The following is a 13,492-nucleotide window of genomic DNA, read 5'->3' on the forward strand; positions in this document are numbered from 1 at the left end:
CACAGACCTGCAACCGGGTCTGGGGCCGGGGCGAGCACCTCTTCTGCCCGCCCCTTCTCATCACTTACGTTAGTTTCAGTATTTGAGCGCTAAATGCTTCGGATCCGGGGTGCGCAGGTGCTTGCTCAGCGGGTGCTCGCGCTTGCGCAGTTCCGCCAGTACCAGCTGCGCCACTTCGCGCGCGCCCATGTGGTTCAGGTGGGTATCGTCGCGCACGCCCACCGGATAGTTGGGGTGCAGGCCCGGGGCAATGTGCATAAAGCGCAGGGCTGAATCGCGATCGCCCATGGCCTGGAAGTATTCCCGGGTCACCAGCTCCATATCGATGAATTCCACTTTTTCACTCTTCGCCACTTCCCGCACCAGCGGCGCATAGGGGTGAGTGTGCTTGATGGTGTTATCGCCGTCGAAGTAACGACGGGTGATCGGTGACATCAGGATCGGCTCGGCACCGGCCTCGCGCACATCGTTGATGAAGCGGGACAGGTTCGTCTTGTACTGCTCTGGCGTGGTGTAGCGGTCTTTCTTGTGCTCGGACTCGTCGTTGTGGCCGAACTGGATGATCACGTAATCATCTGCCTGCAGCTCGTCCATGATCCCTTTCCAGCGCCCTTCCTCGATAAAGGTGCGCGTGCTGCGGCCGTTCATGGCCCGGTTTTCCACCTTGATGTCATCACCGAAGAACACGGCGAAGGGTACGCCCCAGCCGGTTTCCGGGTAATCCTTGATCTCTTTGATGGACATCGTGGAGTCACCGGCCATGAAAATGGTGGTCCCGGTGTCTGCGGCGAATGCGCCACTGGCTGCTGCCAGCGCACCGGCGGCAGCCCAATGCTTCAAAAACTTCATAACATCTCTCGTCGTCATTGTGGGTGAATTGTCGTTTTTCTAATCGGTAACGGCAGTGCTCAGAACCGGGTCGGCGGCAGGAAGCTGCGCGGACGCTCGGTAGGCATCGGAATGGCGCGGCTCGGCAACGGTGCAGCAAAGCGCAACGGACCGGACTCGCCGACACAGGCCGGGTTCAGGTTCTGCCCCCAGCCCTCTCCCGCACACAGTGCAATCGGGGAGATGGTGCGCAGATGCGCGTCCGCCTGCGCCCAGGCTTCCGGCAGCAGACCCTGTACTGCAGTGCTGGCGCGCGCGCTGACGCGATCATCGCCGATGCGGCCGCGCTGCCCCTGATACACCTGGTAATCGTCCGCCGACAGTGCGCGGACCGGCATATTGGTCACGGCGATGTCCCGCTTGATGCCGTAACGCAGACTCATCATGGTCTCTTCAAACAGCATCGCGGTGTCTTCCCACGGGGTGGTGTAGCTGTAGAAATCATTGGCGGTATCGGGAAAGAAGAACCCGGCCACATCTGCGGGGGTGTAGGAGCGCTGCTCGAGGGTAGCCTCGGCACCGCGGTAGCGTACATCCGCCAGCGCGTACAGCTCCGAGGATGTCATGCCATTGACCGCGGTCACCGATTCGTTGACGAAGGCGCTATCGTGGGCCTGGTTGAAGAAGATGTCGTCCAGGTCCAGGCCGCTGTTGATCTTGTTCTGGGACAGGGCGTCGTTGGCGTGGGCCAATTCGTGGTAGAGCAGTGATCCCAGGTCCGCCTCCAGCTCGCGGAAGCTCCGGGTAAAGCGATCCGCCGGATAGTAGTAAGAGAAGGCATAGGTGTTGTTTTTCACGTAGCGCCAGGGCGTCACGAAGTTGAGCGCGGAGCCGAAGCCGCTGCGGTAGTCCGGCTGCTCGTTGATCACATCGCGCTCCTCGGGGGTCAGCCACAGGCTGTCGGGATCGAGGTAGATGGCGCCGGTGAGCGACCAGTAAAACGAGGGGCGCACATCGCTGGAGATGACCACCGCGGTGGTAGCGCGCAACATGCGCGCGAAGTCACCGTGGGGATCCAGTTCGCGCAGGAAGCGCTCAAAGCGCGCGCCCATCCAGTCGTGAGAAACCAGCACGTGATCCATGATCTGGTCCACGGTAGGCGCACTGCTTTGCATACCGATTGCGGGCAGGTCGCGCAGGGTGCACAGGCTCTCGTCCACCAGCTGGTTGGAGAAAACGCAGTCCGCCAGGTAATCCCGGTAAGGGCTGTTGGCGCGGTAGGTATACACGTTATTCAGTGGCGAGCTTTTCGCACAGTAGTCGCCATCGCCATCACAGAAGTATTCGCTGGTTACCTCGGGACGGTCCTGCACCACCACGTAGGCGATATCGGTGAAAGAGCCCGCACTGGTGGTCAGGGTCCCCTCGAACACCAGCACCTGATCACCGGTGACCTCCGGTGCGGTAATAAATACCAGCGGCTGGCCGGAATCGTCCTCGTACATTTGCGCGGTGGGACCGGAAACCTGGTTGAACTCCCACGACGGGTTGGCACCGCTGGACTCACTGGCATTCAGGCGCAGGGAGAATTCGGCACCCTCGCTTACCGAGCGGTCCGCGCGCAGTTGTACGCGGGTGCCGCTGCTCGCTGCAGACCCGACCGAAATATCAAAGGTTGCGGTCTGCTGGTCCCCTTGAGGATTACTGGCGGTTAATTGAAAGCTGTACTGGCCGCTGAACACGGCATCAAAGCTGATACCGGCAGAGCCGTTGCCAGCGAGGGGCTCCACATCCGGTCCCGCCAGCTGGTCCCACACAAAGCGGTTGTAGCCCTGCTCCGACAGGCTCGCCACCACCCCCACGGAATCCCCGGCCTGCGCACTTTCGTCGCCAGTGAGGGTCAGCACCGATGGGGCCTGGTTGATCGGGGGCGGGGTGAAACCGGAATCGTCATTATCTGATCCTCCACCACCGCCGCCACCGCAAGCGGTCAGCGCAGCGAGGGCGATAATCCCCAGAGGAAGCTTCAACGGATTTTTTAAGGCGCAGCGCCAGGAATACGGGTATCGGGTTGCGGTTGCCATGATCAGATCTTTTTATAGTTAGTGCTCTGGTGGCATAGGTTACCACCGGCCTGACCAATGGGCGAGACTCCTGCATTGCAGCCATTCAGACATAAAAAAACGGCCCCTCGCGGGGCCGTTTCCTGGCTGGGCCTTACCGTACCCTGAACAAATCAGGCCGGATTCAGCTTGCCGAGGACACTCTGCAGGCTGTCTTTGGCGTCGCCGAACAGCATGCGGGAGTTGTCTTTGTAGAACAACGGGTTGGCAACACCCGCGTAGCCGGAGGCCATGGAGCGCTTCAGCACCACCACTTTGCCCGCCTTCCACACTTCCAGCACCGGCATACCGGCGATGGGGGAACCGGGCTTCTCTACCGCGTCCGGGTTGACGGTATCGTTGGCGCCGATCACCAGCACCAGGTCGGTTTCCGGGAAGTCGTCGTTGATCTCCTCCATCTCCAGCACGATGTCGTACGGCACGTTGGCTTCCGCCAGCAGTACGTTCATGTGTCCGGGCAGGCGACCGGCAACCGGGTGAATACCGAAGCGTACGGTTTTGCCGGCCTTGCGCAGCTTGTCGGTGAGATCGCTCACCGCCTGCTGGGCGTGGGCCACGGCCATACCGAAGCCGGGTACGATCACGATGCTCTTGGCCGCTTTCAGGTCATCTGCCAGCTCGTCGTGGGTGGTGGCTACCGCTTCACCCTCTTCCTCGCCGTCGGAGGAGGCAACAGCGCCGTCGGAACCAAAACCGCCCAGGATCACGCTGACAAAAGAACGGTTCATACCGCGACACATGATGTAGCTGAGGATGGCACCGGAGGAACCGACCAAAGCGCCGATCACGATCAGCAGGTCATTACTGAGCATGAAACCGGTGGCCGCTGCGGCCCAGCCGGAGTAGCTGTTCAGCATGGAAATCACTACCGGCATGTCCGCACCGCCGATCGCCGCGATCAGGTGGATACCCAGCAGCAGCGCGATACCGGTCATCACCAGCAGGTTGATGATGGTGGCGTTGCTCACATCCGCCGGGATGAACTGGGCACCCAGCACTACACAGATCACCAGGGCGATCAGGTTCAGCCAGTGGCGCGCCGGCAGCATCAGCGGTTTACCGGAGATCAGCCCCTGCAGCTTGCCGAAGGCAACGATGGAACCGGTCAGAGTGATGGCACCGATGAATACACCGATGAAAATCTCGGAGTTGTGCACGATGTGCGCAGCACCTTCGAGATTGATCCGCGGATCCAGGTAGCCGCCCCAGCCGATCAGCACGGCGGCGAGACCGACGAAGCTGTGCAGCAGGGCAACGAGCTGCGGCATGGCCGTCATTTCGACCTTGCGCGCCAGATGGATACCGATCACCGCACCCACGCCCATGGCGATGGCGACGGGCAGGTAGGCACCGCTGGTGATACCGGCCACGGTGGCGATGATGGCAACCGCCATACCTACCATGCCGTAGTAGTTACCGCGACGTGCAGTTTCGTGTGTGGACAGTCCGCCGAGGCTCAGGATGAACATCACCGCGGAAAACAGATAAGCCATGGAAATTACGCTATTCATGTCTGTTTCTCCTTAGCGACGGAACATTTTGAGCATGCGGTGGGTAACGAAGAACCCGCCGAATATGTTGATACTGGCAAACAGTACCGCGATGAACGCCATGATGGTGACGAGGAAGGAGCCGGTGGCCCCCACCTGCAGCAGCGCACCGATGATCACGATGCCGGAGATGGCGTTGGTCACACTCATCAGCGGGGTGTGAAGGGCGTGGGATACGTTCCAGATCACCTGCCAGCCGATAAAGATGGACAGCACAAACACGGTGAAGTGGGCAACAAAGTCCGCCGGTGCGGATTTACCCAGGGCCAGCAACAGTGCGCCGGCCACGGCCCAGAAGGCTACCAGGGACAGCGGTGAAGATTTTTTCTCCGGCTTGGGCTCCACTTCGATCTGCGGCTCCGGTTTTTTCTGCTGCGGCGCGGCAGAAATTTTCGGCGCGGGCGGCGGCCAGGTGATTTCACCTTCCTTCACTACAGTGGCGCCACGGACCGCTTCGTCCTCGAAGTTGATGACGATCTCGCCGTTCTTCTCCGGTGTCATGTCGGTCAACAGGTGACACAGGTTGGTGGCGTAGAGGGTGGAGGACTGGGTGGCCGCGCGGCTCGCCAGGTTGGTGTAACCGAGGATGGTCACGCCGCTCTTGACGACTTTCTTGTCCGCTTCGGTAAAGTCACAGTTGCCGCCCATTTCCGCGGCCAGGTCCACAACCACGGAACCGTCGGCCATGGTTTCCACCATGTCCGCCAGCCACAGTTTCGGCGCCGGCTTGCCGGGGATCAGCGCGGTGGTGATGACAATGTCGACTTCCTTGGCCTGCTCGCGGAACAGGGCCATCTCGGCATCGATAAACTCTTTGGACATCTGCTTGGCGTAACCGCCAGTGCCGGAACCGTCTTCCTCGATTTCCACGGTGAGGAATTCCGCCCCCATGGACTCCACCTGCTCGCGGACTTCCGGACGGGTGTCGAAGGCGCGCACGATGGCACCCATGCTTTTCGCGGTGCCGATGGCGGAAAGGCCCGCAACACCGGCACCGATGACCAGCACCTTGGCCGGGGGAATTTTGCCCGCGGCGGTGATCTGACCGGTAAAGAAGCGACCAAATTCGTGGGCCGCCTCGATCACCGCACGGTAGCCGGCGATGTTGGCCATGGAGCTGAGCGCATCCATTTTCTGCGCGCGGGAAATACGTGGAATGGATTCCACTGCCAGCGCGTTGATGTTTTTGTCCGCCAGCTTCTTCAGCAGCGCTTCGTTCTGCGCAGGCTTCAGGAATGCCACCAGGGTGGCACCGCTGGGAATCAGGTCCAGCTCGGCGTCATTGGGCTGCTGTACTTTAAGTACGATGCCCGCCTGGCTAAGGCACTCTGCTGCGTTGGCACACAGCTTGGCCCCGGCCTGTTCATATTCCGCATCGGGGAAGCTGGCTGCTTCACCGGCCCCCTGTTCGATGACAACGTCAAAGCCCAGCGCCTGCAAACGCTTTACGCTGGCTGGCGATGCCGCGACCCGCGCCTCGCCCGGTGCGGTCTCCTTTGGTATGGCAATAATCACCGTTTGTGCTCCCGTTAAATTGTCTTTTTTATAAAACTCTGAAAATGAGCCGACCCGATTTTCTGGGCCTTTTTGTGTACCGCTGATATTTAATCCCGATTAACACATGCCGTCATCAGTGAAATCCGATTTTGGCGTGAAAGCGGTCATCTCCGGGAAAAACAATTTTTCCCGGAAAAACTAAATCCGTTTCGGTAGGACGATGAATTAAAGAGAATAAAAACAGCCAACGGAAATAGAGGATTCTTATTACTCGTTTAGCGTATTTTTATTGAAAATGCCGAAAATCGGTTAAAAAACAGTAGATTAAGTTGCAGAAGAAACGAAAAACCAGGGGCTGAGCGTGACTTTCGTGACAATTTTCCTATTTGTGCGCCCCGCGAGATTCGAATACCGAAAAATAAAATTTATCGAAAAAACACCCGAATCCATTCATATAAAAGAATATTTATTTAACTATTCCAAACAGTTTCTATTTAATCCTGAAAATAATAACGCTTTGGTATGGGAATAATTCAGCATTGGAATAGGTAACAATTAAAACCATTTATGGTTAATAACCAAATTGGAATTTATTGAAACCTTTACCATTGAAACTGGTTGAATTACATACCACTCTACCGCCGTATTAACGGCCGCGATCAGTTTTCACTGGCAGTGGATTATTCTGCTGCCAGAAACCCCAATTCTGCCAGTTGCTGCTGTACCTCATCGGAGCCCAGGTACTGCAACAGGCGAATGGCCAGGGCGCGCTCGCGAGTACTGCGCAGAATGACCATCTGCTGGTGAATCGGGGGATAGAAATGTGCCGGAATACGCATGAACTGGCCCCGGTTGCCGGTAGCCAGGGCCTGCCCGTAGGGAATCAGCCCCATATCCCCCTGCCCCTGGTGCAACAGGATCTTGGCGTGCCCTGCGTGGCCCGCATAGATCACCCGCCCTCGCATGCGCGGCCACAGGCGCAGCTTCTTGAGCATTTTTACCGCGGCATCGCCATCCGGGGCCAGTTGCGGGTCTGCCACCACTACTTTGTGCTTGCCGCGCCCCAACAGCAGAATCAGCTGGCGCGGGGTGAGTGCCGCGTCGGTGCGCGCGAGCTTCGCGGTCAGGGTGGAAAAGCCGGACGACTTATCGGTGGAGATTTCGCGGCTGACCCACAGGGCGAGCTGACCGCGGGCATAGGTTTGCCGGCTTGCGGGCACCGTCAGTCCGGCCTTTTCCAGCAGCACCGGGCGCGCACTATCCGCGGAGAGAAACAGATCGAAAGGTTCGCCGGCGCGAATCTGCCCATACAGCAGGCCACTGGCACCGGCGGTTATCCGCAGCCTGCAGTCACAATCGGCTTCGAACCCTTGCCGCAATGCTTCCACCGCAGGATGGAAACTTGCGTCCACAGCCACGCGGAGTTCCGGAGGCTGGCGCAGGCCACAGCTGCCGAGCAGCAACAGCAGAGCGCACATCATTAACCGCGTTACCATGGACAAATACCTCCCTGTCCCCGGAACCCTGATTCGTTGCCCCCTGCGTCCCCGGCCCTCCATGAGACAGGGGCATCCCCTAGCGCGCCAGGCGCTGAAAATCCTCCGGCCGGTTGACGTTCAAATGCCAGTCCCCGGCGGGCACCGGTAACTGCATACAGCCGACATAGCCGAACAGCGCACGTATGGAGGCGATCGCGTTGCCCTGGGCTGCGGCATCGAGATACTGGCGACAGCGGTCGTCCAGCGGCAGCCAGCAGGGCAGGTAAAAATCCCCGAAACACACCGCCTGCTCCACCGCCTGGCCGGCGGCACACAGTTGATTCAGTAACGCGGGGCTCAGCTGCGGCATATCCACAGGGATCACCAGCAGCGCATCACAGTGGATTTCCCACTCTCGCAGGTGCGCGGCCACTGCCTGCAGACCACCCAGGGGACCCGCCTGCGGATAGCGATCCGCAACACCGCCGGGCCGGGCGCCGCTGACCAACGTGGCCAGTCGCCCGACGCCTTGCGGCAGGGTAAAAGTCTCCAGTACCTCTTTGGCCTGCCCTAACAGGGTGTGCCCATTGGATAATTTTAGCAGTGCCTTGTCCTTTCCCATGCGACTGGACAATCCGCCAGCCAGCACTACCGGACAAACACGCTTGCCCACCGCTGGCCGACCTCCCTGCCCACTGGAAAATTCAGAGTTCACGGTCATCTGATTTACATCGTTCCTGTACAACCTGGGGTGCCCTCGCGGCACGCCCGTAGCAATCTTGCTGCGCCAAATTTCGCACCATTGCGGCGCATTATTTAACCGGCCCGCACCTGAAGCGTGCGCTCCGGCGCCACACAGTGCCCCACTTTTGCCGGCGCGACCACAGTTTTAACAGTCTCAGCTAGATTGGAATCAATTGGTACGAGTTTTGATTGTAAAAATGCCACTGGCAAAGAAGCCCGGCAACACAATCAGTGTCGCCGGGCTTTTTTTATGCCCATGGAAAGTATCCGGGAGAACGTCATGCCTTCACGCTCCAAAAGAGCACTGCATACTACTTTACACACGTTATCCGCTAGCGCGGTTTTCCTGTGTGCATCCCCCTGCCTGGTGCTTGCCGACGACAATGTCGTGCAGACCGCCGGGGATATGATCCGCAAAAGCACCTTCAATCTGAATTTCCGCCCACGCTACGAACACGTGCGCGATGTTGCCTTCCCCCACCACGCCACCGCGGGCACCCTGCGCAGCCGCGCTACCTGGACCAGCGGCCGCTGGGACGGCTGGGAGTTTCTGCTGGAAGGCGACAATGTTACCTATATCAGCAGCGAGAAATTCAACAATACCGAAAACGGCAAAACCCAGTACCCGGTGATCGCCGATCCGGACTACAGCGAGATGAACCGCGCCCAGGTCAGTTACGCACTGGAGCAGGGAAAGTTCACCGTGGGCCGCCAGCGCATCAACTACGACGACCAGCGCTTTATCGGCGGTGTTGGCTGGCGCCAGAACGAGCAGACCTACGACGCCTTTCGCGCCGAGTGGGGGTTTAACGACAGACTGTCCCTCGATTACACCTACTCGTGGAATGTGAACCGAATCTTCGGTCCTGACGGCGCCGACGGTAACCTGGGCGGCCCGGTCAATGCGCTGGACGTGGACTACAAGATCCGCCCCAACCAAACCCTGAAAGGTTTCATCTACAGCCTCGACTTCCACGAGCAGGAACAGTTCGCCAGTGCCACCGTTGGCCTGGAGTGGGCAATGGATTGCGACACCTTCCGCTGGCACCTGCGCGCCGCCACCCAGAGCGATATTGGCCGCAACCCCTACGATTACCGGGCGGAGTATTACAACGCGGAATTCGGCACCAAGGCGGTACAAAAGTACAAGTTGACCGGTGTTGTGGGAACGGAATGGCTGACGGGCGACGACCAGTGGGCGTTCCAGACTCCGCTGGCCACCCTGCACAAATTCCAGGGCTTTGCCGACAAGTTCCTGACCACACCGGTGGACGGTATCCGCGATTATTACGCTGGCGGCTCCGTCGTTGTCTCTGGCATCAAGATTGCAGCGAAGGTACATAAATTCTATAGCGATCGCGACAGCCTGGAGTACGGCAACGAACTGGACCTGGTAGCGACCTATTCCATAACAAAAAACATCGGCCTGCTCGCCAAATATGCCACGTACGATGCTGACGATTTCAGCAGCGATACGGACAAGTTCTGGCTGCAGTTCGAACTGAAGTTCTAAGAAGCGATGACGACACCCATTAGTATTCTGCTGGTCGATGACCAGCCAGAGCGCGCCGCCATGGTGGGCGAGCAGCTGACCGCTGCCGGCTACAATCTGCTCGCGCAACTCTCCAGCGCCGAGGGCCTGTTGTTCCAGGTGGAGCGACACCGCCCCGATATCGTGCTGATCGATATCGAATCCCCCGACCGCGACATCCTCGAGAGCCTCTCGGTTATCAACCAGCACAACCCCACTCCCGTGGCGATGTTCTCCGCCCGCGGCGGTGCCGAGTTCATCACCAGCGCGGTGGAGGCCGGGGTCAGCGCCTATATGGCGGAGGGACTTTCCGCGGAGCGGGTCGCGCCGGCGATCGAGATCGCCATGGCCCAGTTCCGCAGTTACCAGCATCTGCGTCAGTCCCTGCAGCGCACCCAGCAGCAGCTGGACGAACGCAAGATTATCGAGCGCGCCAAGGGCCTGCTGATGGCACGCAAGAACATCAGTGAACAGGCGGCACACCAGACCCTCCGCACCCTGGCCATGAACAGCAATTCCACCATGCGCAATGTGGCGGAGCAGATAGTCGAACATCTGCAGACGCCGGCGAAATAACGTCCGGCCCGCGCAAACCAATAATTTGAAGAATTCGAGAGTAAAGCCGTGAGCAGCCTGCAAGCAGAAAAGCCCAACCTGAAACTTCTGTACCTGCGCCTGACCGACAGCGCGCCCCTGATCATCGCCCACGAGCTGGGTTTCTTTGAGCGCTACGGCCTGCGGGTCGAGCTACAGCGGGAAACCTCCTGGGCCACCCTGCGCGATAAACTGATTGGCGGCGCCGCGGATGCCGCTTCGATACTGGCGCCCATGCCCCTCACCCTCAAGCAGACCCTGCCCAACTGCGATGAACAGTTGCTCAGTGGCCTTATCCTGAGCTGCAACGGCAACGCCATTACACTGTCGCGCTCCCTTTATGAGGCGCTCGACGATCACCCCGAAGGCACTGCCGCGGCACTCAAGGCGCACCTGGAGACCCGCAGCGCCGACGGCAAGCCGCTGACCTTTGCCAGCGTATACCCCTTCGCCAGTCACACTCTGCAGCTGCGCCACTGGCTGTCCAGTGCCGGCATCAACCCGGACGGCGATGTACGTATCGTGGTATTGCCGCCGGAACAGATGGTGGATCACCTGCGTCGCGGGGATATCGACGGCTTCTGCGTGGGCGAACCCTGGAATACGCTGGCGGTACAGGAACAAATCGGGGTTATCGCCACGCCGAGCAACACCCTGATGCCCGCCATGCCGGAAAAGGTACTGGCGGTCACCCGCAGCTGGCACGACGCCAACCCCGCGACCCACCTGGCACTGCGCGCTGCATTGCTGGAAGCCTGCGCCTGGCTGTGTGACCGCAGCCAGCGCCGGGATGCCGTGGCGATCCTGGCGCGCCCGGAATATCTGGACCTGCCCGCGGCCACCATTGCCGCCTCTCTGGATGATGAACTGGTGGCGCCGGACGGACAGGCGCCGAGTAAAAACCCGGGCTGGCATGTGTTTGCCAACCCCACCACGGAGCACGGCCGCCCCACCGAAAAGAAGGCACGGGAGCTACTCGCGCTGTGCAACGAAATTGCGCCCACCGATAACAATGCGACCGAGCTGTTCTGCTCGGACCTGTATCAGCAGACCCTGGATTTTATTCGCCACAAAGCACTGCATCAGACGCGTACAGTCTAATCCTCCTCTGTCGGGCCCTGCGGCATTGCCCGACAGGAGTGCACCAATCTGCACCCTGGTGCACAGGAAAACCCAAAACAGGGCAATCGCGCACCAGCCGGTGCGCGCCAAAAAAAACGCCTGTCGCCTATATCATCCGCTAGCGCTGCTGCGCCCCAATATTTACCGGGCACTCGCACCAATTTCTCTCCCGCGCCCAGATATGGCACAGAACTTGAATAACAAGTAGCGAGACCGCCAAAAATATTGCGCGGCACAAAAAAGCGAAATAGCGGACACCGAAGTCCACCGGCAACAGCCCAGCTGTGCCCGTGGGCTTTTTTTATGCCCGGAAGGCAGGTGGCCAATGAGAGAGAGTGAGCAAAGCGAGTATCAGAAACCGCGTTCAACTCCCCGCTGTTAAGCCTGTTGGAGACAGGACGCCCGAAATGGGAAGCGCCCTTTTCTCGCAGGTCAGAAATTCATAACTAACGGGATAAGTCCATGTCCAGTGATTCTATAAATCTGTTTTCCTTCACGGGAAAAATCCGGGTACTACACCTGACCTGGATTGCTTTCTTTATTACGTTTTTTGCCTGGTTCAACCATGCGCCGCTGTTGATGGCGATTGCCGACAGTCTGTCGCTCACTTCAGAACAGGTAAAAACCCTGCTGATTTTGAACGTGGCATTGACCATCCCGGCGCGGGTAATCATTGGCATGCTGACGGACAAGTACGGTCCGCGTCTGACCTACTCCCTGTTACTGGCAATCGGCAGTATTCCCTGCTTTATCTTCGCCATGGCGGACAGTTTTATAGCGGCTGCCATCGGCCGCTTCCTGCTGGGCTTTATTGGCGCCGGATTTGTGATCGGTATCCGCATGGTTTCCGAGTGGTTTCCGGCCAAGCAACTGGGCACCGCGGAGGGCATCTACGGTGGCTGGGGTAACTTCGGTTCTGCCGCGGGCGCCATGACCCTGCCGACCATCGCACTGCTGTTTGGCGGTGAAGATGGCTGGCGCTATGCGATCGGCATCACCGGTGTGATTGCCCTGGTATACAGCGTGATTTATTACCGCTCGGTGACTGACACTCCGAAGGGCGGCACTTATTTCAAGCCAAAACAGATCGGCGGTATGGAAGTTTCCAGCCCGTCGGATTTCGTGCTGCTGTTGATCATGAAGCTGCCGATGTACGCGGCGCTGGCCCTGCTGACCTGGAAGCTGTCTCCGAGTGGCGTGGGCATGCTGGCGCAGTCGGTGGCCATCGCGATTTATGTGGCACTGGTGGCGCTCTACGCTTTCGATGCGAAGAAGTGTTACGACATTAATAAAGATGTCTTTGTGAAACTGCCTGAGCCGATGCACCGCTACAAGTTCAAGCAGGTTGCGGTGCTGAATATTCTTTACTTTGCAACTTTCGGCTCTGAGCTGGCGGTGATTTCGATGTTGCCACTGTTTTTCTCGGAGACGTTTACCCTGGACCCGGTGAAGGCGGGTCTACTGGCTTCCGCTTATGCATTTATGAACCTGATGTCGCGTCCGGCGGGCGGGCTGATCAGTGACCGCTTTGGGCGCAAGAGCACGCTGCTGATTCTGACTGCGGGCCTGGCTGTGGGCTACCTGACGATGAGTATGATCGACTCGGAGTGGCCGCTGTATCTGGCGGTAGCGGCGGCGATGGCCTGCTCTTTCTTCGTGCAGTCCGGGGAGGGTGCGGTGTTTGCGGTGGTGCCGCTGATCAAGCGTCGCCTGACCGGACAGATTGCGGGGATGACCGGTGCTTACGGTAATGTGGGTGCGGTTTTTTACCTGACCATTCTGAGCATGGTTTCTTACGAGACTTTCTTCCTGGTGATTGCGTGTACTGCGGTACTGGGCTTTGTTACCTTGCTGTTCTTGGAAGAGCCAGAGGGCCAGATGGCGGAAGTGATGCCGGATGGTAGTGTATCTTTAATTGATGTTGCCTGAGTACTATTGAAGCGGTGCCCTGAATTTCGGGGTACCGCTAGTTGGTTATCGGGCGCGCTGCGCCGATAAACGGTTCCGAGACACGCCGTAAACCCA

At 59.0% G+C, this 13,492-nt stretch carries 10 protein-coding genes; 4 read left to right on the plus strand and 6 right to left on the minus strand.

The window, feature by feature from the left end; genetic code table 11:
- Positions 1–75: 75 nt before the first annotated feature.
- From B4U49_RS09355 to mobA, 6 genes are all read right to left on the minus strand, one after another.
- Complete coding sequence (locus B4U49_RS09355; RefSeq protein WP_239692543.1) at positions 76–849, minus strand: rhamnogalacturonan acetylesterase; 774 nt, start codon at positions 847–849, stop codon at positions 76–78.
- A gap of 59 nt (positions 850–908) precedes the next feature.
- Positions 909–2,912 carry a hypothetical protein gene (locus tag B4U49_RS09360; RefSeq protein ID WP_078084331.1) on the minus strand — a complete coding sequence of 668 codons (2,004 nt, stop codon included), beginning with the start codon at positions 2,910–2,912 and terminating at the stop codon, positions 909–911.
- 152 nt (positions 2,913–3,064) lie between these two features.
- Positions 3,065–4,462, minus strand: coding sequence for a Re/Si-specific NAD(P)(+) transhydrogenase subunit beta (gene pntB / locus B4U49_RS09365; RefSeq protein ID WP_078084332.1), 1,398 nt, complete (start codon positions 4,460–4,462; stop codon positions 3,065–3,067).
- A 12-nt stretch (positions 4,463–4,474) separates the two neighbouring features.
- Positions 4,475–6,016 carry a Re/Si-specific NAD(P)(+) transhydrogenase subunit alpha gene (locus tag B4U49_RS09370; RefSeq protein ID WP_078084333.1) on the minus strand — a complete coding sequence of 514 codons (1,542 nt, stop codon included), beginning with the start codon at positions 6,014–6,016 and terminating at the stop codon, positions 4,475–4,477.
- Positions 6,017–6,678: 662 nt separating this feature from the next.
- Positions 6,679–7,494, minus strand: coding sequence for a molybdate ABC transporter substrate-binding protein (gene modA / locus B4U49_RS09375; protein WP_158078588.1), 816 nt, complete (start codon positions 7,492–7,494; stop codon positions 6,679–6,681).
- A gap of 79 nt (positions 7,495–7,573) precedes the next feature.
- Entirely contained in the window at positions 7,574–8,197 is a 624-nt protein-coding gene (gene mobA, locus B4U49_RS09380; RefSeq protein ID WP_078084335.1) for a molybdenum cofactor guanylyltransferase, read from the minus strand.
- A 303-nt stretch (positions 8,198–8,500) separates the two neighbouring features.
- Here mobA and B4U49_RS09385 point away from each other — a divergent pair, with 303 nt between their 5' ends.
- The 4 genes from B4U49_RS09385 to B4U49_RS09400 all read left to right on the plus strand — a co-directional run bounded on the left by B4U49_RS09385 (position 8,501) and on the right by B4U49_RS09400 (position 13,396).
- The gene (locus B4U49_RS09385; RefSeq protein WP_158078589.1) at positions 8,501–9,733 is read left to right on the plus strand and encodes an alginate export family protein; all 1,233 of its coding nucleotides are present in this window, start codon (positions 8,501–8,503) and stop codon (positions 9,731–9,733) included.
- A 6-nt stretch (positions 9,734–9,739) separates the two neighbouring features.
- Entirely contained in the window at positions 9,740–10,327 is a 588-nt protein-coding gene (locus tag B4U49_RS09390; RefSeq protein ID WP_078084337.1) for an ANTAR domain-containing response regulator, read from the plus strand.
- 48 nt (positions 10,328–10,375) lie between these two features.
- Positions 10,376–11,446, plus strand: a complete 1,071-nt coding sequence (locus tag B4U49_RS09395; RefSeq protein ID WP_078084338.1) for a CmpA/NrtA family ABC transporter substrate-binding protein — start codon at positions 10,376–10,378, stop codon at positions 11,444–11,446.
- 483 nt (positions 11,447–11,929) lie between these two features.
- Complete coding sequence (locus B4U49_RS09400; protein WP_078084339.1) at positions 11,930–13,396, plus strand: NarK family nitrate/nitrite MFS transporter; 1,467 nt, start codon at positions 11,930–11,932, stop codon at positions 13,394–13,396.
- Positions 13,397–13,492 lie beyond the last annotated feature (96 nt).

The sequence above is a fragment of the Microbulbifer mangrovi genome (assembly GCF_002009015.1).
GTDB lineage: Bacteria > Pseudomonadota > Gammaproteobacteria > Pseudomonadales > Cellvibrionaceae > Microbulbifer > Microbulbifer mangrovi.

Coding starts and splice junctions, on each gene's coding strand:
- B4U49_RS09355 (WP_239692543.1), bottom strand. CDS start 849: ATGAAGTTTTTGAAGCATTGGGCTGCCGCCGGTGCGCTGGCAGCAGCC.
- B4U49_RS09360 (WP_078084331.1), bottom strand. CDS start 2,912: ATGGCAACCGCAACCCGATACCCGTATTCCTGGCGCTGCGCCTTAAAA.
- pntB (WP_078084332.1), bottom strand. CDS start 4,462: ATGAATAGCGTAATTTCCATGGCTTATCTGTTTTCCGCGGTGATGTTC.
- modA (WP_158078588.1), bottom strand. CDS start 7,494: ATGGTAACGCGGTTAATGATGTGCGCTCTGCTGTTGCTGCTCGGCAGC.
- mobA (WP_078084335.1), bottom strand. CDS start 8,197: ATGACCGTGAACTCTGAATTTTCCAGTGGGCAGGGAGGTCGGCCAGCG.
- B4U49_RS09385 (WP_158078589.1), top strand. CDS start 8,501: ATGCCTTCACGCTCCAAAAGAGCACTGCATACTACTTTACACACGTTA.
- B4U49_RS09390 (WP_078084337.1), top strand. CDS start 9,740: ATGACGACACCCATTAGTATTCTGCTGGTCGATGACCAGCCAGAGCGC.
- B4U49_RS09400 (WP_078084339.1), top strand. CDS start 11,930: ATGTCCAGTGATTCTATAAATCTGTTTTCCTTCACGGGAAAAATCCGG.